The following is an 18,570-nucleotide window of genomic DNA, read 5'->3' as shown; positions in this document are numbered from 1 at the left end:
ATGCCGAACGCTCGCCCGCACTGCGCGGCTCGCATGGACGTACGGTGCGTCGACGTCCCGCACGGGGTCGTCACCGCACCGCCTGCCCCGCCGGGCGCGAAGTGCGGGAACACGGTCGCCTTCCGACGCCGTTGTCCGAGAGAACCGACGACGAAGCGGAGGACCGATGAGCAAGCTCGCCCACCCGGCTCACCACTGGAACGGAGCGGATCTCGATCTGGACGCCTACCTGGCGCGGATCGGCTTCGACGGCGAGCGCGCCCCGACCGTCCGGACGCTGCACGAGGTAGTGCGGGCGCACACCACCTCGGTCCCGTTCGAGAACCTGGAGATCATCCTGGGCCGCTCGATCCCCCTCGACGTGGCGAGTGTGCAGGACAAACTCGTGCGGCGCCGCCGCGGCGGCTACTGCTACGAGCACGTGGGACTGTTCGCGGCGGCCCTGGAACGGCTCGGGTTCGGCGTCACCGGCCTCAGCGGGCGCGTGAGCATGGGCGCTGGCACGGCGCCGCGGCCCGCCACCCACGCCTTGCTGCACGTGACGACCGCCGCCGACGACCGGGTCTGGATGTGCGACGTCGGTTTCGGCGCCGGACCGCTCGTGCCGTTCGAATTGTCCGCGGGCGAATTCACCGGCGGCGAATGGCGGTTCCGGCTGGAGTGCAGGCGCGGCGAGCTCGATTCCGACCTGTGGGTGCTGCACCAATTCGGCCGCGACGGGTGGATCGACCGATACAGTTTCACCCTGAATCCGCAGTACGGGATCGATTACGTCGTCGGCAACCACTTCGTGTCGACCTCGCCGCGTTCCCCGTTCACGACCCGGCCGTTGGTGCAGCGCTTCCACCCGGACGTGCACTACGTGCTGGACGGAACCGTGCTCGTCACCGAGTATCCGGACGGCACGGGTGCCACCAGGGAGCTGGAGCCCACCGAGCTGCCCAAGGTCCTGGCCGACGTGTTCGACATCGATCTCGCCGACGCCGACGCCGCCGTGCTCGCGCAGGGCGGGTGGTCCCGGGACTGACATCGCGATCCGGTCGGCGTCTTCGTCGCCGCGGTCGGCGCATGGGCTATCGGCGGACGATATCCGACCGCGCCCATTATGGTCGTCGGGGTGCGTACCAACCGGAAAGCCCTCGTCCTGTTCGCCGCACCGCTGCTCGTGCTCGCCGCCTGCTCGTCCGGCCCGGATCAGCCCGACACCGTGGCCGCGCAGTTCGCCGAGGCGTTGAACCGCGACGATATCGCCGCGGCGGCCGCGCTCACCGACAATCCGGCCCTGGCCGCCGACACCCTCGGCGCGCTGTACGAGGGGCTCGGCAAGGACGTGCGCTTCGACGTCCGTTCGGTCGACGAGAACGGTTTCGCCTTGGCCGCCACCTGGAAGCTGGGCGCGGGCGGCAAGTCGGAGTGGACCTACACCACCAACGGCTCCGCGCGCGACGATGGGAACGGATGGCGGGTGAAGTGGGATCCCGCCACCGTCGCCCCCGGACTCGCCGCGGGGCCGTTGAGCTACAGCAGGGTCTACCCGCAGCCTGCCCGCATCCTCGATGCCGCGGGCGGCGAGCTGATGACCGAGCAGATCGTCACGCTGGTGAACGTCGGCCCCGGTGCCGACCTCTCCGCGGTCGCGGATCTGCTGGGTCCCCTCGCGCCAGGTCTCACGCCCCAGTCGGTGCAAGCCGAACTGGCCGCGGCGCACGGAAAGCCGATCACCGCGATCACCCTGCGCGAGACCGATCTCGCCCCGATTCGAGACCGTCTGAGCGCACTGCCCGGAGTCACCCTCTCGCCGCAGACCCGACTGCTGACGACCGACAAGGCTCTGGCCGCCCCGACCCTGTCCGGACTGGCCGAGTTGTGGCAGCAGTCCGCCGACGCGCACGCCGGGTGGGCCGTGCGCGCCCAGACGCCGCAGGGCACCGAGCGCGTCGCCGGAACAGATCCCACACCGACCGCCGACATCGCGACCACCCTCGATCTCGGCTTGCAGCGCGCCGCCGAGGCGGCGCTCGCCCCCGTCGCCCAGCCCGCCGCGATCGTCGTCCTGCGGCCGTCGACCGGCGAGGTCGTCGCGGTCGCGCAGAACACCGCCGCCGACGCGCAGGGCCCGATCGCGCTGACCGGCCTCTACCCGCCGGGTTCGACGTTCAAGACGGTCACCGTCTCCGCCGCGTTGCAGGCCGGAGCCGTCACGCCCGACACGGTGCTGCCCTGCCCCGGTACCGCGAACATCGAGGGTCGCCGTATCCCCAACGACAACAATTTCGATCTCGGCTCGGTGCCGCTGCACACCGCGTTCGCCCGGTCGTGCAACACCACGATGGGCGCCCTCGCCGTGCAGTTGCCCGCCGACGCGCTGACGAAAGCCGCCGCGCAGCTCGGCCTCGGCATCGATTACGTCACACCGGGCCTGACCACTGTCACGGGGAAGGTGCCCGCGGCCGATACCTCGGCGTTACGTGTGGAATCGGCGATCGGTCAAGGGCAGGTGACAGCGTCGCCGTTCGGCATGGCTCTGGTCGCCGCGTCCATCGCCCGCGGCTCGGTGCCCGCGCCCACGGTGGTCGCGGGCCGGCCGGGCACCCCGGACCGCGCCTCGCAAGCGCTGCCGCCGCAGGTCGACGACCAGCTGAAAGCCATGATGCGCGAGACCATCACCGGCGGCACCGCGACCCAATTGCGCGATATTCCCGGTCTGCTCGGCAAGACCGGCACCGCCGAGTACATCGATGACGCCCACGCACACGGTTGGTTCGTCGGCATCGACGGTGACCTGGCCTTTTCGGTGTTCGTCAGCGACGCGGGCAGTTCGGCCCCGGCGGTGGAGGCAGCGGGCCGGATGCTGCGAGCCCGCGGATAGTCCGTTTCGGGCGATTCGGGGTGGCGAGAAGGCACGGCTGGCGCGTGCGAGCATTCCGGCGCCCGCTACACTCATCCCCGGACCGCTTGAGTAATCAATATGCGGGATGTCACGATTTCGAGAAGGTTCGGAGTAGGCGCCATCGATACCGGTCAGTTGATCGCGGAGCATTACCGCCTGGTCGAGCGGATTGGTAGCGGCGGCACGGGCGTGGTCTGGCGTGCCGTCGACGAACGCCTCCAGCGCTCCGTAGCCGTCAAGCAGATCCATATCCAGCCGAGCCTGCCCGAGGCCGAACGCGACGTGGTGCGTCAGCGCGCGATCCGAGAAGCCCGCAACGCCGCCCGTTTCCAGCATCCGAACGCCATCGTCGTGTTCGACATCACCGAGCACGAGGGCGACCCCTGCCTGGTGATGGAGTACCTCGAGTCCAAGAGCCTCGCCGCCGTGATCGCCGCTCAGGGCACCTTGCCGCTGACCCAGGTGGCGCGGATCGGCGAGCAGGTCGCCTCGGCGCTGATCGCCGCGCACCAGGCGGGCATCGTGCACCGCGACGTGAAACCGGGCAACATCCTGCTCGATGATCACGGCACGGTGAAGATCACCGACTTCGGCATCTCCCGCGCCACCGGTGACGTCACGCTCACCGAGACCGGGCTGATCTGCGGCACCGCCGCCTACCTCGCGCCCGAGGTCGCCCGCGGCTCCGATCCCAGTCCCGCCTCCGATGTGTTCGCGCTGGGCGCCACGCTGTTCCATGCGCTCGAGGGTCAACCGCCCTACGGCGCGGGTTCCAATCCGCTGGCGGTGCTCTACGCCGCCGCGAACGGTCAGCTGAGCGAACCGCGCAACGCCGGTCCGGCCACCGATTTCCTGCTCGACCTGCTCAGTCCCGAGCCGCGCGAGCGTCCGAGCATGCGGGCGGCGCGCGAGCACCTCGCTGCGTTCGCCGACGCGGGTCCAGCCCCGGTGGCCGCCGGGTTCGTGCCGGCCAGCGAGGCGTTCGCCCGGCCCAGGGCGGGCCAGTCCGAATCGGCGACCCGTGAGCTGCGGCCTTCGGTGATGCCCGCGGCGCCCTACCCGCCGGCCGAACGCCGGCCGCGTTCCCATCCCGCCCCGGCACCGCCGGTGCAGCCGGACACCGCCGCGCATCCGCGCACCATGGCACAGCCGCGCCCGATGCCGAAGCGGGGTTCCGGCGGCACCCGCCGCGCGATCCTGATCGGCGCGCTGATCGGCGCGGTCGCCGTGGTGGTGGCCATCACGGTGAACATGATGAGTTCGTCGGGCTCGGGCACCAACGCGGCGCCGGGCAGCACCTCGTCGGTGGTGGCATCGACGCGTCCGGGCGGCAACACGACGTCGGCGGCCGCCCCGGTGGGGGAGACGAAGAGCGTCGGCAAGGCCGATCCGCGGCAATCCATCGATCTGGTGGTGAACTTCTACAACAACCTCACGTATCTGAGCTTCTCCGCTGCCTGGAAACAGCTGACCCCCGCTGCCCAGCAGGTATACGGCAGCCAGCAAGCCTTCGAGGACTACTGGACGCAGAACCGGGTGACGGCATTCAACACCGTCGACGCGGCGGGTGGCGGTTCGGGCACCAACGCGGACGGTTCGGTGGATGTCAATGTCGCCAGCGTGACCTACGGCGGCCGGAACAAGGCGGTGACGCTGCGGTTGATCAACCCCGGCAACGGGTCTTCCCTCATCGACAGCGACACCCGCTGACCTTCGGACACAACGCTGCGCTGGATCTCGTCACCCGTGACAGGCGACATCCACACCCCTTTCGATCGACGCGAGCGACGCCACACCTCGGCACGCCCCTGCGAACACGGTTGCGATGCGGCCGCGCCGCCCGGACCACGCGGATAACGGCTCGCGTCGGCCCATTAGGCTGGTAGCGGCAACTTTCCTGTTGCGGAATCTGCTGGAGACAAGGACCGACACCACATGACACCCCGCATCGAGCTCGCCCGCGTCGATCTGCGCGGTCGCACTCCCTCCGTCGCCGAGCTGCGCGCCGCGCTGCCGCGCGGGGGAGTCGACGTGGACTCGGTGCTGCATCAGGTGCGTCCGGTGGTCGAGGCGATCCGTGATCACGGTGTGTCGGCGGCGCTGGAGTTCGGCGAGCGCTTCGACGGGGTGATCCCGGCGACGGTGCGGGTGCCCGCGGCCGAGCTGGAGGCAGCGCTGCAGCGGCTGGATCCGGCGGTCCGCGCCGCGCTGGAGGAATCCATCGCCAGAGCGCGCACGGTGCACGCCGACCAGCGGCGCACCGACAAGACCACCGAGGTGGTGCCCGGCGGCACCGTCACCGAGCGCTGGGTGCCCGTCGAGCGAGTCGGCCTGTACGTGCCGGGCGGGAACGCCGTGTACCCGTCCAGCGTCGTGATGAACGTGGTGCCCGCGCAGACCGCGGGCGTCGGCTCGCTGGTGGTGGCCTCGCCGCCGCAGGCGCAGTTCGGCGGGCTGCCGCACCCCACCATCCTGGCCGCGGCGCACCTGCTCGGCGTCGACGAGGTCTGGGCGGTCGGCGGCGCCCAGGGCGTCGCGTTGCTGTCCTACGGCGGCGTCGACACCGACGGCGCGCAACTGGAACCGGTGGATCTGATCACCGGGCCGGGCAATATCTACGTCACCGCGGCCAAGCGGCTGTGCCGCGGCCTGGTCGGCATCGACGCGGAGGCCGGGCCCACCGAGATCGCCGTTCTCGCCGACGCGACCGCCGATCCGGTGCATGTCGCCGCCGACCTGATCAGCCAGGCCGAGCACGACGTCTTGGCCGCCAGTGTGCTGGTCACCGACAGCGAGCGCCTGGCCGACGCCGTGGACGTCGCGCTGACCACGCAGCTGGCCGTGGTCAAGCACGCCCACCGGGTGAGTGAGGCGCTGCGCGGCAAGCAATCCGGCACCGTCCTGGTCGACGACATCGAGCAGGGCCTGCGCGTGGTGAACGCCTACGCCGCCGAGCACCTGGAGATCCAGACCGCCGACGCGCCCGCGGTCGCGGCCCGGGTGCGCAGTGCGGGCGCGGTGTTCGTCGGCGCGTACGCGCCGGTCAGCCTCGGTGACTACTGCGCGGGCTCCAACCACGTGCTGCCCACCGCGGGCTGCGCGCGGCACTCCTCCGGCCTGAGCGTGCAGACGTTCCTGCGGGGAATCCACGTCGTGGAGTACACCGAGATGGCGCTGAAGGATGTCGCCGGCCACGTGGTGGCGCTGGCGAACGCCGAGGACCTGCCCGCGCACGGGCAGGCCGTGCAGGCGCGTTTCGAGGCTCTGTCGTGACCCGCGCGGTGAGCGCGCCCGGCGCGGACCTGACCTTGGACGAGCTGCCGTTGCGGGAGCACCTGCGCGGCAAGAAGCCTTACGGCGCACCGCAATTGACGGTTCCCGTGCAGCTGAACACGAACGAGAACCCGCATCCGCCGAGCCGGGCGCTGATCGACGACGTCGCGGAGTCGATCCGGGCGGCCGCCGCGGACCTGCACCGCTACCCGGACCGCGACGCCGTCGCGCTGCGCACCGACCTGGCGCGGTATCTGGCCGCGCAGACCGGTGTCGCGGTGCAGACCGGCAATGTCTGGGCGGCCAACGGCTCCAACGAGATCCTGCAGCAGCTGTTGCAGGCTTTCGGGGGGCCGGGCCGCAGCGCCCTGGGATTCGTGCCCTCGTACTCGATGCACCCGATCATCTCCGAGGGCATCGACACCGAGTGGATCGAGGCGAAGCGCGACGCCGACTTCTCCCTCGACATCGAGCACGCTCTGGCCGCCATCGCCGAGCGCAGGCCGGACGTGGTGTTCGTGACCAGCCCGAACAATCCGACGGGGCACAGCATCCCGGAGGAGGAGTTGACGCGCATTCTCGCGGCCGCCCCCGGCATCGTGGTGGTCGACGAGGCCTACGGCGAGTTCTCCGCGCAGCCCAGCGCTATCGGGCTGATCGACCGGTTCCCCGCGAAACTCGTGGTGACCAGGACGATGAGCAAGGCTTTCGCGTTCGCCGGCGGGCGGCTCGGCTATCTGGTCGCCGCCCCCGCGGTGATCGACGCGATGCTCCTGGTGCGCCTGCCCTACCACCTGTCGGTGGTCACGCAGGCCGCCGCGCGCGCGGCCCTGCGGCACGCCGACGAGACCCTCGGCAGCGTCGCCGAACTGGCCGCGCAGCGTGACCGGGTGGCGGCGGCGCTGCGGGAGCTCGGGTACGACGTGGTCCCCAGCGACGCCAATTTCCTGCTGTTCGGCCGCTTCACCGACGCGGCGGCCAGCTGGCAGCGCTATCTCGACCACGGCGTGCTGATCCGTGACGTCGGCCTCCCCGGCTACCTCCGCACCACGATCGGCCTCCCCGCCGAGAACGACGAACTGCTGCGGGTCAGTGCGCTGCTGGCGGACACCGACCTGGCGCCGCGATGAACCAGCGCCGGACAACCCCGGCGACGACTCGATTGGACATGAGCATGAGTAGGACCGCCCGGGTGGAGCGGGTCACCAAGGAATCCAGCATCGTCGTCGAACTGGATCTGGACGGCACCGGCAAGACCGAGATCGCCACGGGCGTCCCCTTCTACGACCACATGCTGACCGCGCTCGGCGCGCACGCGAGTTTCGACCTGACCGTGCGCGCGGAGGGTGACATCGAGATCGAGGCGCATCACACGGTCGAGGACACCGCGATCGTGTTCGGTCAGGCCCTGGGCACGGCGCTGGGCGACAAGGCGGGCATCCGCCGGTTCGGCGACGCCTACATCCCGATGGACGAGACGCTGGCGCACGCCGCGGTCGACGTGTCCGGCCGCCCCTACTGCGTGCACACGGGGGAGCCGGATCACTTGCTGCACACGGTGATTCCCGGTGCCGGGCCCGGTGCGCCGTACTCCACGGTGCTCAACCGCCACGTCTTCGAGTCGATCGCGCTGAACGCGCGCATCGCGCTGCACGTGCGGGTGCTCTACGGCCGCGACCAGCACCACGTCACCGAGGCCGAATTCAAGGCGGTGGCGCGTGCGCTGCGCACCGCGGTGGAACTCGATCCTCGGGTGAGCGGGATCCCGTCGACGAAGGGAACACTGTGAACGCGAAATCCGTGGCCCTGCTCGACTACGGATCCGGTAATCTGCACTCCGCCGAGCGGGCGCTGGCCAGGGCGGGCGCGCGGGTCGAGGTGACCGCGGACCCGGAGGCGGTGCTGGCCGCCGACGGCCTGGTTGTCCCCGGCGTCGGAGCGTTCGCCGCCTGCATGGCGGGGCTGCGCGGGGTGCGGGGGGAGCGCCTGATCGGTCAGCGGCTGGCCGGCGGGCGTCCGGTGCTCGGTATCTGCGTCGGCATGCAGATCCTGTTCGAGCGTGGCGTCGAGTTCGGCGAGGAGACCGACGGGTGCGCCGAATGGCCCGGCACGGTCGAACGGCTGTCCGCGCCGGTGTTGCCGCACATGGGCTGGAACACCGTCGCCGCCCCGTACGACAGCGTGCTGTTCGCCGGCCTCGACGCCGACACCAGGTTCTACTTCGTGCACTCCTACGCCGCGCAGACCTGGGATCTGCCGCCCGGGGAGCACTTCGCCGCACCCAAGCTGACCTGGGCCGAGCACGGAGTGCCGTTCCTGGCGGCGGTGGAGAACGGTCCGCTGTCGGCGACCCAGTTCCACCCGGAGAAGTCCGGTGACGCGGGCGCCCACCTGCTGCGCAACTGGGTGAACGCGCTGTAGACCGGTCCCGCGCACCGAGCGCGGGACCGGCCGCCCGGTCAGTGTTTGCGGACCTTGCTGACCAGCCAGCGCCCGTCGACGCGGTCCACCGTCACGGTCATCGACATGCGGTTGGTCTGCGGCAGACCGTCGGTCTCGTCACTGGTCACCGTCCGCACCACGTCGACGTCCACCTCGGCGCGGTCGGCGTCGCCGGAGACGATGCGGCAATCGGCCGAGTTGGCCTCGGCGCGAATGTGCGCGGCCTGCGCGCTCGACTGGATGTTGGCGCGGAAGTTCTCGAACTCGGTCCGGAATTCCCCGGTGCTGAGCTCGAGCATCCGCCGGGCGTGGTCGCCGAACCGTGCGTAGTCGTAGGTCGCTGCGGCGAAACCGAATTCGCATCCCGCCAGGCGCGCCTCCTCGGGCGGCGCGGCGGTGGCGGCGGGTGCGGCGACGAAGGCCGCGGAGCAGGCGGCTGCCGAAAGCAACAGAACGGCAGCGAGTTTGGATCGGGACATGCACTTCCTCGGTGCGAAATGGACGCGGCGACCGGGGGTGGTCGCCGAGCGGAGACGATACCGCCCGCGCCGCCCGGAGCACGCCGACCTACCGGGCTCGCAGCGCGCTGATCACGGGCGCGTGCCGGTGGACCAGATCGGGGTGGTCTCCACCCGGGACAGGCGCCAGCCTTCGCCGGTGCGGATCGCGTCGAAGCGGTAGACCTCGCCGAGGGTGTAGACCGGCTGCGGAACCGTCCCGGCGGAGCCGGCGAGCGCGAAGGTGGCGATCAGGTTGGCCCGTACCTCCGCCGTGTCGCCGCGCAGGTCGATCAGCACATTGCCGATGACGTGCTGGATGCGCAGGCGCTCGGGGTGGTTGCGGCTCGCCTGGGCGATCAGTGCGTCGCGGCCCTCGGCCGTGCCGCCGGGCGTCGTCGCGGTCGCGTCGGAGGTGTAGATCGCCCGCAGGTCGTCGAAGCGTCCCTCGTCCAGAGCGCGGCCGAGTCGGTCGACGAGGGCGGTGATCTGCCGGCGGTCCAGCAGTTCGCGCAGTTCGGCCGTCGGCGTCGCGGTGGCGGAGGCGGCGGTGAACGCGGTCGGCAGGGGGAGGGCGAGCCGGAATGTGCGCATGGCAGGAACCTTTCCGAAAATGTTGGCATAGCCAACGTTGGCGTTTCCAACTTAACGGATAGTGGGTTGCGCCAACAAGTCTGGCGGCCACCGGCTCACGCCCGATCCGAATCCGTGATCGAGGTCCCATCCGCCCAGGCCCTGCACTCGGACGTGGCCGGGTAACCACTAGGCTGCTCTCGTGAGTCTTGTGCTGCTACCCGCCGTCGATGTCGCCAACGGAGAGGCCGTGCGCCTCGTACAAGGAGAAGCCGGAAGCGAAACCAGCTACGGCTCGCCGCGTGAGGCGGCGCTGGCCTGGCAGGAAGCCGGCGCGGAATGGGTGCACCTGGTCGACCTGGACGCGGCCTTCGGGCGCGGCTCGAACCGGGAACTGCTCGCGGGCGTCGTCGGCGAACTCGACGTCAAGGTGGAACTGTCCGGCGGCATCCGTGACGACGAAAGCCTGGAGGCGGCTCTGGCCACCGGCTGCGCCCGGGTCAATCTCGGCACCGCCGCGCTGGAGGACCCGGTCTGGTGCGCGCAGGCCATCGCCCGGCACGGCGAGCGCATCGCCGTCGGACTGGACGTGCGCCTCGTCGACGGCGAGCACCGGCTGCGCGGCCGCGGCTGGGTCAGCGACGGCGGCGACCTGTGGGAAGTGCTCGAGCGCCTGGAGCGCGACGGCTGCTCGCGTTACGTGGTGACCGACGTGACCAAGGACGGCACGCTCACCGGCCCGAACCTGGACCTGCTGCGCGAGGTGTGCGCGGCCACCGACGCCCCGGTGATCGCCTCCGGCGGCGTCTCCACCATCGCGGACCTGGTCGCGATCGCCGAACTGGTGCCGGAAGGCGTCGAGGGATCGATCGTCGGCAAGGCGCTCTACGCGGGCCGGTTCACCCTGCCCGAGGCGCTGGCCGCGGTGAGATGACCCCATCGCTGTCGACACTGCTCGCGGAGGCGAGCGAGGTTCTGGACTCGGTACGCTCGCGGTTCATCGAGGGCATCGGCGCGCCGAGCGCGGTCGCCAAGGGCCGCAACGACTTTGCCACCGAACTGGACCTGGAGCTGGAGCGCACCGTGTCCGCCGAGCTGCGCAGGCGCACCGGCATCGAGGTGCACGGTGAGGAGTTCGGCGGACCGCAGCTCACCTCGGGCACCGCGTGGGTGCTCGACCCGATCGACGGCACTTTCAATTACTCGTCCGGACATCCGCTTTCGGGCATGTTGCTCGCGCTGGTCCGCGACGGCGAGCCGGTGCTCGGGCTGACCTGGCTGCCGCTGCTCGGCCGCCGCTACGCCGCCATGGCCGGAGGCCCCGTGCTGCTGGACGGGCGAGCGCTGCCACCGCTGCCGCGCGGCAAGCTGGCCGAGGCGATGATCGGTTTCGGAGCGTTCAACGTCGACTCGCACGGTCGCATCCCCGGCCAGTTCCGTTTCGACCTGCTCGGCCCGCTGAGCAGACTGTCCTCCCGGGTGCGCATGCACGGCTCGACCGGCATAGATCTGGCGTTCACCGCCTCGGGGGTGCTCGGCGGCGCGATCGTGTTCGGCCACCATCCCTGGGACAACGCGGCGGGCGTCGCCCTGGTGCGCGCGGCGGGCGGCGTGGTCACCGATCTGGTGGGCAAGCCGTGGACCATCGGCTCCGGCTCCGTGCTCGCGGCCGCGCCCGGCGTGCACGACGAACTGCTCGACATGATCTGCACGGTCGCCGATCCGGCGACCGCGGAGAAAGGGTGAGGCAATGACGTTGGCCGTACGGGTGATCCCGTGTCTGGACGTCGACGCGGGACGCGTGGTCAAGGGCGTCAACTTCGAAAACCTGCGCGACGCGGGTGATCCCGTCGAACTGGCCGCACTCTACGACGCGCAGGGCGCCGACGAGCTGACCTTCCTCGACGTGACCGCCTCCACCGGCGACCGCGGCACCATGATCGACGTGGTGACCCGCACCGCCGAGCAGATCTTCATCCCGCTCACCGTCGGCGGCGGGGTGCGCACGGTCGAGGACGTGGATCGCCTGCTGCGCGCGGGCGCGGACAAGGTCTCGGTGAACACCGCCGCGATCGCGCGGCCGGAAGTGCTGCGCGAGATGTCCGAGCGGTTCGGTTCCCAGTGCATCGTGCTGTCGGTGGACGCGCGCACCGTGCCCGACGGGCAGCCGGACACCCCCTCCGGGTGGGAGGTGACCACCCACGGCGGCAAACGCGGCACCGGCATCGATGCCGTCGAATGGGCCGTGCGCGGCGCCGAACTCGGGGTCGGCGAGATCCTGCTCAATTCGATGGACGCCGATGGCACCAAAGCCGGTTTCGACCTGTCGATGATCCGTGCCGTGCGGGCGGCGGTCACCGTCCCGGTGATCGCCAGTGGCGGCGCCGGAGCGGTCGAGCACTTCGCCCCGGCGGTGCACGCCGGCGCCGACGCGGTGCTCGCGGCCAGTGTGTTCCACTTCGGCGATCTCACCATCGGCCAGGTCAAGGAGGCGATGCGGGCGGAGAAGATCGTCATCCGGTAGCCGATTGGCGGATTTCCGCCGCTACGGAAGGCGGAGCGACTCGGTGCGGTTGTATCGGGCATGACCATCGGAATCGCGCTGTCCCCGTTCGCTCTCGACGCCACCGACAATGCCGTGGACGCGGCGGTGTCACTGGGTGCGTCCGCGGCCGCCGCCGGAGTGTCGTCGGTGTGGTTCGGCCAGACGTTCAGCCACGACGCTATAGCGCTGGCCGGGATCGTCGGCCGCGCCGTGCCGGGACTCGCGGTCGGCACGTCCGCGGTGCCGATCACGGCGCGTCATCCGCTGCTGATCTCCGGCCAGGCACAGACCACGCAGGCGGCCACCGGAGGCCGGTTCACCCTTGGGCTCGGCCTCGGCGCGAAATCCCTTGCCGAAGCGGCGTTCGGTGAACCGTTCGACCGGCCGATCACCCGGCTGCACGAGTTCCTCACCGCGTTGCGCACCGTACTGCACACCGGCACGGTGGATTTCCACGGCGAGACGCTCACCGCCGCCGCCCCGCTGCCCGCCGCGGTGGCCGGGGCGCGCCCGCCGGCGCCGATCCTGGTGGCCGCCATGGGCCCGCAGGCACTGCGCGTCACGGGCGAGCTGGCCGACGGCACCCTGCCCTTCCTGGTCGGCCCGAAGGCGTTGGCCGAGCACATCGTCGCCCCGCTCACCGCCGCGGCCGAGCGGGCCGGGCGGCCCGCGCCGCGGATCACCGTCCTGGTCCCGGGCGTGGTCACCGCCGATCTCGACGCCGCGCGTGCGGCCGCCGCGGCCCAGACCGCGTTCTATGACGCCATCCCGTCCTACGCCCGGGTGATCGAGCTGTCCGGCGCGTCGCGAGCGGCGGAACTCGTCGTGATCGGCGACGAAGAACTGATCGCGGCCCGCGTCGCGGAGTACTTCGCGGCGGGCGCGACGGAGGTCGTGTTCTCGCAGACCGATCTGACCACCCCCGAAGACCAACGGCGCACCTGGGAGGTGCTCGGCGAGCTACAGCGCTCCCGCGTGGTCTGATCGTGCACTCCGGGCGCGCTCGCTCGCGGGCGTCCCTGTTATAACGGTGCTATGAGTCTCGACTCCGCCATCGCCGCCCGCCTCAAGCGCAACGACGCCGGATTGGTCTCGGCCGTCGCGCAGGAACGCACCACCGGCGACGTGCTGATGGTCGCGTGGATGGACGACGAGGCGCTGGCGCGCACGCTGGAAACCCGTAAGGCCACGTACTATTCGCGTTCCCGCAGGCAGTACTGGGTGAAAGGGGAGACCTCCGGCCACACCCAGTACGTGCACGAAGTGCGACTCGACTGTGACGGCGACACGATCCTGCTGATCGTCGATCAAGAAGGCGCGGCCTGCCACACCGGCACGCACACCTGCTTCGACTCGGATGTGCTCCTGGCCGCGCGCTCCTGAACCAGCGGGAAGTCAGGATCGTATATTCCGTCCTCAGTCCCGCGCATGGCCGCAGCGAAGGCGAAGGTACGCCTAGGACCCGCTGGGCCGCTGGTCGTCCCGGCTCGTGGGCGTGAGTTCACCGAGTCGATCGAGTGCGTCGGCCAGTCGCTCGGCCAGCAACTCGCCGAGTGCGGCGACCTGCGCCTTCTGCGACTCGTCCAGGCCGTCGAAGACCAAGTGCCGCACGACCTCCAGATATCCGGGTGCGGCCTCGACAACTTTCAGGTACCCGTCGTCGGTGAGTACCGCGTGTACGCCGCGCCGCCCGGCCGTGGCCGAACGCTGCGCCCAGCCCATGCGTTCCAGCTTGGATACCACGTGCGACAACCGCGATAGCGATGCATTTGCCTTGTGGGCAAGCTCACTCATCTGCAGGCGATGGCCCGGTTCCTCCGACAACAGCGTGAGTACGCAGTACTCGAAATGCGTCACGCCGGACTCGCGCTGTAGTTGGGTGTCCAGAGCGCTCGGCAGCCGCGTCATCAGCGCCACGATCGCACGCCACGCGCGCTGTTCGACCGGGTCGAGCCACTTCGTCACTGTGTGCCTTCTCTCGAGCCAAGTGACGTGGTTTTGTTCGTTGTTCTACGTGATTGCCGAAAAACTTGTGCACAGTCACCCGCGACATCGAGTTTGCCACGACTTCGCTCGACCGTCATAAAGATGCCGCATGAGGTGAGTTCACTCACACCTGTCGGGGCGGCGTGTCCTGGACCTCGGCCGTGGCCGGGTGCGTGCGCCGCCACCTGCGCAGCAGCAACAGCGCCACGGCGACGAGGAACAGCAGCGTCGCGATGACGGCGCCGGTGAGCGCGGCGCCACGGAACGCGGGCGCGTCGACATCCAGGATCCGCTCACCCGCGTGGGCGGCGCTGCTGTTGCCCAGGACGATGGTGAGCGTCATCAGGTTGGGGATCGCGCACACGATCGCGACGACCGCGGCCGCACCGGCCAGAAACCTGCCTGCCTTGCGCCGCCATACCAGCACGGCGAACAGCAACAGGAAAAGCGTGACGACCGTGCAGAATCCACCGTAGAACAGGCCCCAGCCGATGCCCTTGGCGAAGCTTCCGTGCACCATCGACCCGACTCGCTGCGCCCACCAGCGCGGGATGAACGCGGACAGCACGAAGTAGGCGCCGACCAGGACCGCGAGAACCGCGGCGCCGAGGATGAGCCGGGTGCGCCAGACGGCTGCCGCGGGTTTGCGCTTGCCCGGCTGCAGCTCGGTCGAAGTCATGCGTCCAGCCTAAGCCGCGCCGTCATCGGGCAGCGGCCACGGCGCGCGGATCAGGGCGCACCTCCGCCTTCGCTCCGGCCGTGCGCGGGGTTGAGGGCGGACTGTGTCCGGCTGCGCCTGTTATGCGTACCTCCGCCTGCGCTGCGGCCGTGCGCAGGGTTGAGGACGCACTGTGTCCGACTGCGCCCGTTATGCGTACTTCGCCTTCGCTGCGGCCGTGCGCGGGGTTGAGGGCGGACTGTGTCCGGCTGCGTCTGTCGGGCGTACCTCCGCCTTTGCTGCGGCCGTGCGCAAGGCCGAAGACGGAGGATGTCCGACAGCGCGCATTTAGCGATTGCGCAGGTAGTTCAGTGCTTCGTCGGCGTGCACGGCGGCGCGCAGCTCGCCGGTGATGATCTTGCGGACGGTGCGGTCGGTGTCGATGACGAACGTTTGCCGCTTCACCGGAGCGAGTTTGCCCAGCAGCCCGCGCTTGACCCCGAACTTCGCGGCGACGGCGCCGTCGACATCGGAGAGCAGCGGGTAGCCGAGGCGCTGTTTCTCGGCGAACCCGGCCTGGGTGTCCACCTTGTCGGTGCTGATGCCGACACAGGTGGCGCCGAGCGCGGCGAATTCGGCTGCGAGGTCACGGAAGTGACAGGCCTCGGCCGTGCAGACGGGTGTGTTTGCCGCGGGATAGAAGAACAGGACCAGAGGGCCGTCCGCCAGCAGCGCGCCGAGCGAGCGGGGAGTGCCGGACTGGTCGGGAAGCTCGAAATCGGGGGCGAGCTGTCCTTGCTGCATACCCGGGAACACTACCGCGCGGCCGGTCGAATCGGGTATTTCGTGCGCGGTGGACCTGTTGCTCGTGCCCGCCATACGCCGCCTGCGATCCGATCGCGGCGTCGTGCATCGGGCACGAGCCGGGGCAGGGCGGCTACGCGCCGATGAGGGCCGCCACCTCAGAGTTCTTGATCGCCAGCACATCGAGGATGCCGTGGGCCGGGCAGGAACGGCCTCAGCTCTTCGATGCGGTCGTGCGCGGCGTATTCGTCGCGGAAGCGGTTCTTGTCGAGCGACTCCAGTGCTATGGCGTATCGAGATCGGTTACCGCATGCGACGTGGAACGCCGCGAGTGTAGTGAGCGCCGCACACCTCCGGCGACCGCGTGGGAACCGAACGGTCGACCTGAATTGCCGGGTTTGTCGCGTCCCTCCTCGCGTGACCGGCACCGCTCACTGACCGGTCGGTCCGGCCTGGGATGATAAGTGCATGCCAGGCGCATCCACCCCCACCACCACGACCCGCGAACAGTTCCACCAGCTGGCCGCGGAGCACCGTGTGGTGCCGGTCACCCGGAAGGTGCTGGCGGATTCGGAGACTCCACTGTCGGCCTACCGCAAGCTCGCGGGCGACCGAGCAGGCACCTTCCTGTTCGAGTCCGCGGAGAACGGCCGGTCGTGGTCGCGCTGGTCGTTCATCGGCGCGGGCAGCCCCTCGGCGCTGACCGTGGTGGACGGCGCGGCGGCCTGGCTGGGCAGCGTCCCGGCCGATGCGCCCTCCGGCGGCGATCCGCTGATCGCGCTGCGGGAGACGCTGGAGTTGCTGCGCACCGAGCGTCTGCCCGGGCTGCCGCCGCTGACCGGCGGCATGGTCGGATATCTCGGCTACGACGCGGTGCGCCGGATAGAGCGGCTGCCCAGCCTGGCACTGGACGATCTGCGGCTGCCGGAGATGGTGTTGCTGCTGGCCACCGATCTGGCCGCGTTCGACCACCACGAGGGCGCGATCACGCTGATCGCCAACGCGGTGAACTGGAACGGCACCGCCGAGCGCGTCGACGAGGCCTACGACGACGCGGTGGCCCGGCTGGACCGGATGACCGCCGCGCTCGGCGCGCCCGCCGACTCCACTGTGTCGGTGTTCGACCGGCCGGAGCCGCGGTACCGGCGCCGGCGCACCACCGAGGAGTTCGGCGCGGGCGTGCGCCGCCTGGTCAAGGAGATCGAGGCGGGCGAAGCGTTCCAGGTGGTGCTGTCCCAGCGTTTCGAGATGGATTACGACGGGGCGCCGATCGACCTGTACCGGATGCTGCGCGCGTCGAATCCGAGCCCGTACATGTACCTGTTGCACATCCCCGACGGGGCGGGCGGCACCGCGTTCTCCATCGTCGGCTCCAGCCCGGAATCGCTGGTCACCGTGAAAGACGGTGTGGCGACGACGCATCCGATCGCGGGTACCCGCTGGCGCGGCGCCACCGAGGAGGAGGACCTGCTGCTGGAGAAGGGCCTGCTCACCGACGAGAAGGAGAACGCCGAGCACCTCATGCTCGTCGATCTCGGCCGCAATGACCTGGGCCGGGTGTGCGAGCCGGGCACCGTGCGGGTCACCGACTACCGGCACATCGAGCGCTACAGCCATGTCATGCACCTGGTGTCGACGGTGTCGGGCCGGTTGGCGCCCGGCCGGATCGCGCTGGACGCGGTGCGGGCGTGCTTCCCCGCGGGCACCCTGTCCGGTGCCCCCAAAGTGCGCGCGATGGAGCTGATCGAGGAACTCGAACCGACCCGGCGCGGCGTCTACGGCGGCGTCGTCGGGTACCTGGACTTCGCCGGTGACGCGGATACCGCCATCGCCATCCGCACCGCGTTGCTGAAGGACGGCACGGCCTACGTGCAGGCGGGCGCGGGTGTCGTCGCGGACTCGGATCCGGAGTACGAGGACGTGGAATCGCGCAACAAGGCGATGGCGGTGCTCAAGGCCATCGCGGCGGCCGGAACGGTGCGGGCCTACGGCACAGAACCCGGTGCGGCGGGCGGCGCAGCGCGATGACGGCCGCCCATACCGGCGACGAACCGGGCCGGGCGCGGGGACCGGCTCCGGACTCCCGCGCTGCGGCGCGTCCGGAAGCCGTTCCAGTGGAGGACGGTTCGGCCGCAGCCGCCGCAGCGGCGAGCACGGAAGGCGATTCGCGCCGCAACCGCCCCGTTGTCCCGGTGGTGTTGCTCGCCGTCGCCGCCGCCGCGCTCTGGGCGTCGTCCCGGATGACGTGGGTGACGGTCAGCTCGTCGGACGGTCTCACCCAGCCCCGCACCGACCACCTGAACGGCGGCGTATGGTTCGGCGCGCTGACGCCGCTGGCGCTGGTCCTGCTCGCCTCGATCGCGGCCGTGGCGGCCACCAAGGGCTGGGTGCGCCGCGTGGTCGGCGTGCTGATCGCGTTGGTCGCCGCGGTGGCCGCCGTGCCGGCGTTCGCGCTGCTGACCGATTCGGGCAAGATCGCCGAGCGGGCCGCGAAGCTCGCCGAACTCCCGGCACGTGCGCAGGTCGAGACGGCGACCACGTCGGCGTTCCCCGCCGCGCTCGCGCTGTTCGGCGCGATCGCCGCGTTCGGTGCGGGTGCGCTGCTGACGCGCATGCGCGCCGAGCAGGCGCGGCTGTCCGGCAAGTACGACAACCCGGTCTTCCGGCGCGCCGCCGCCACGGCGGAGGTCACGCAGCGGCGCGCCCGGTCCTCGGACGACGGGTCCGCACCGCAGCTGTCCGAGCGCGTGCTGTGGGACGCGCTGGACGCGGGCACCGACCCGACCGACGAACCCCCGGCCGGGCCGGCTCCGCCGGAGGATTCCGGCCCCGGTGAGGCAGGCCGACGTGGACGCTGATCTGTCTGCGCGCGGCAGGTGTGGCGGGTGCCACCTTGCGCAGC

19 protein-coding genes are annotated in these 18,570 nt (G+C 70.6%); 14 read left to right on the top strand and 5 right to left on the bottom strand.

The genetic code is table 11. The features are described 5' to 3' along the window. The first annotated feature begins 166 nt into the window (after positions 1-166). From ACT89H_RS14115 to hisH, 7 genes are all read left to right on the top strand, one after another. Entirely contained in the window at positions 167-1,027 is an 861-nt protein-coding gene (locus ACT89H_RS14115) for an arylamine N-acetyltransferase family protein (RefSeq protein ID WP_445109040.1), read from the top strand. A gap of 78 nt (positions 1,028-1,105) precedes the next feature. Beyond that, on the top strand, positions 1,106-2,869 hold the full coding sequence (locus tag ACT89H_RS14110; RefSeq protein ID WP_445109039.1) for a penicillin-binding transpeptidase domain-containing protein: 1,764 nt from the start codon (positions 1,106-1,108) through the stop codon (positions 2,867-2,869). Positions 2,870-2,968: 99 nt separating this feature from the next. After that, positions 2,969-4,600, top strand: coding sequence for a serine/threonine-protein kinase (locus tag ACT89H_RS14105; protein WP_445109038.1), 1,632 nt, complete (start codon positions 2,969-2,971; stop codon positions 4,598-4,600). Positions 4,601-4,825: 225 nt separating this feature from the next. Then, positions 4,826-6,163: a histidinol dehydrogenase gene (gene hisD / locus ACT89H_RS14100; protein WP_445109037.1), complete on the top strand. Its 1,338-nt coding sequence runs from the start codon at positions 4,826-4,828 to the stop codon at positions 6,161-6,163. Further along, positions 6,160-7,293, top strand: a complete 1,134-nt coding sequence (locus ACT89H_RS14095; protein ID WP_445109036.1) for a histidinol-phosphate transaminase — start codon at positions 6,160-6,162, stop codon at positions 7,291-7,293. Before hisD ends, ACT89H_RS14095 begins: the two co-directional genes overlap by 4 nt. A gap of 38 nt (positions 7,294-7,331) precedes the next feature. Continuing rightward, positions 7,332-7,952, top strand: a complete 621-nt coding sequence (gene hisB / locus ACT89H_RS14090) for an imidazoleglycerol-phosphate dehydratase HisB (protein ID WP_445109035.1) — start codon at positions 7,332-7,334, stop codon at positions 7,950-7,952. Continuing rightward, positions 7,949-8,584, top strand: a complete 636-nt coding sequence (gene hisH / locus ACT89H_RS14085; protein ID WP_445109034.1) for an imidazole glycerol phosphate synthase subunit HisH — start codon at positions 7,949-7,951, stop codon at positions 8,582-8,584. The genes hisB and hisH overlap by 4 nt, the downstream gene beginning before the upstream one ends. A gap of 38 nt (positions 8,585-8,622) precedes the next feature. Here the strand turns inward: hisH and ACT89H_RS14080 are convergent, their stop codons facing one another. Further along, positions 8,623-9,084 carry a hypothetical protein gene (locus ACT89H_RS14080; protein ID WP_445109033.1) on the bottom strand — a complete coding sequence of 154 codons (462 nt, stop codon included), beginning with the start codon at positions 9,082-9,084 and terminating at the stop codon, positions 8,623-8,625. A gap of 111 nt (positions 9,085-9,195) precedes the next feature. After that, a complete protein-coding gene (locus ACT89H_RS14075; protein ID WP_445109032.1) occupies positions 9,196-9,696 on the bottom strand; it encodes a nuclear transport factor 2 family protein in 501 nt (166 codons plus the stop codon). Between the two features lie 181 nt (positions 9,697-9,877). Here ACT89H_RS14075 and priA point away from each other — a divergent pair, with 181 nt between their 5' ends. Genes priA through hisI form a run of 5 tightly spaced genes read left to right on the top strand, consistent with a single transcriptional unit; the run spans position 9,878 to position 13,603 of the window. Beyond that, entirely contained in the window at positions 9,878-10,609 is a 732-nt protein-coding gene (gene priA, locus ACT89H_RS14070) for a bifunctional 1-(5-phosphoribosyl)-5-((5-phosphoribosylamino)methylideneamino)imidazole-4-carboxamide isomerase/phosphoribosylanthranilate isomerase PriA (RefSeq protein WP_445109031.1), read from the top strand. Further along, on the top strand, positions 10,606-11,421 hold the full coding sequence (locus ACT89H_RS14065; RefSeq protein ID WP_445109030.1) for an inositol monophosphatase family protein: 816 nt from the start codon (positions 10,606-10,608) through the stop codon (positions 11,419-11,421). The genes priA and ACT89H_RS14065 overlap by 4 nt, the downstream gene beginning before the upstream one ends. A gap of 4 nt (positions 11,422-11,425) precedes the next feature. Next, positions 11,426-12,199, top strand: a complete 774-nt coding sequence (gene hisF, locus ACT89H_RS14060; RefSeq protein ID WP_445109029.1) for an imidazole glycerol phosphate synthase subunit HisF — start codon at positions 11,426-11,428, stop codon at positions 12,197-12,199. Between the two features lie 60 nt (positions 12,200-12,259). Continuing rightward, positions 12,260-13,204: a TIGR03564 family F420-dependent LLM class oxidoreductase gene (locus tag ACT89H_RS14055; RefSeq protein WP_445109028.1), complete on the top strand. Its 945-nt coding sequence runs from the start codon at positions 12,260-12,262 to the stop codon at positions 13,202-13,204. 51 nt (positions 13,205-13,255) lie between these two features. Then, a complete protein-coding gene (gene hisI / locus ACT89H_RS14050; protein WP_445109027.1) occupies positions 13,256-13,603 on the top strand; it encodes a phosphoribosyl-AMP cyclohydrolase in 348 nt (115 codons plus the stop codon). A 72-nt stretch (positions 13,604-13,675) separates the two neighbouring features. On the opposite strand, the gene ACT89H_RS14045 is transcribed toward hisI, so the two are convergent. The 3 genes from ACT89H_RS14045 to ACT89H_RS14035 form a co-directional block, all read right to left on the bottom strand. Then, positions 13,676-14,128 carry a MarR family winged helix-turn-helix transcriptional regulator gene (locus ACT89H_RS14045; RefSeq protein WP_445109327.1) on the bottom strand — a complete coding sequence of 151 codons (453 nt, stop codon included), beginning with the start codon at positions 14,126-14,128 and terminating at the stop codon, positions 13,676-13,678. Positions 14,129-14,330: 202 nt separating this feature from the next. After that, positions 14,331-14,885, bottom strand: coding sequence for a permease (locus ACT89H_RS14040; RefSeq protein ID WP_445109026.1), 555 nt, complete (start codon positions 14,883-14,885; stop codon positions 14,331-14,333). 327 nt (positions 14,886-15,212) lie between these two features. Then, positions 15,213-15,668 (bottom strand): peroxiredoxin, encoded by a 456-nt coding sequence (locus tag ACT89H_RS14035; RefSeq protein WP_445109025.1) that lies wholly within the window; start codon positions 15,666-15,668, stop codon positions 15,213-15,215. Between the two features lie 468 nt (positions 15,669-16,136). Between ACT89H_RS14035 and ACT89H_RS14030 the strand changes: the two genes are divergently transcribed. Next, positions 16,137-17,696 carry an anthranilate synthase component I gene (locus ACT89H_RS14030; RefSeq protein ID WP_445109024.1) on the top strand — a complete coding sequence of 520 codons (1,560 nt, stop codon included), beginning with the start codon at positions 16,137-16,139 and terminating at the stop codon, positions 17,694-17,696. After that, positions 17,693-18,526 (top strand): TIGR02234 family membrane protein, encoded by an 834-nt coding sequence (locus ACT89H_RS14025; protein WP_445109023.1) that lies wholly within the window; start codon positions 17,693-17,695, stop codon positions 18,524-18,526. Before ACT89H_RS14030 ends, ACT89H_RS14025 begins: the two co-directional genes overlap by 4 nt. Positions 18,527-18,570: the final 44 nt, after the last annotated feature.

This window comes from Nocardia aegles, from assembly GCF_052545135.1.
This window is presented reverse-complemented; position numbering and strand designations above follow the sequence as displayed.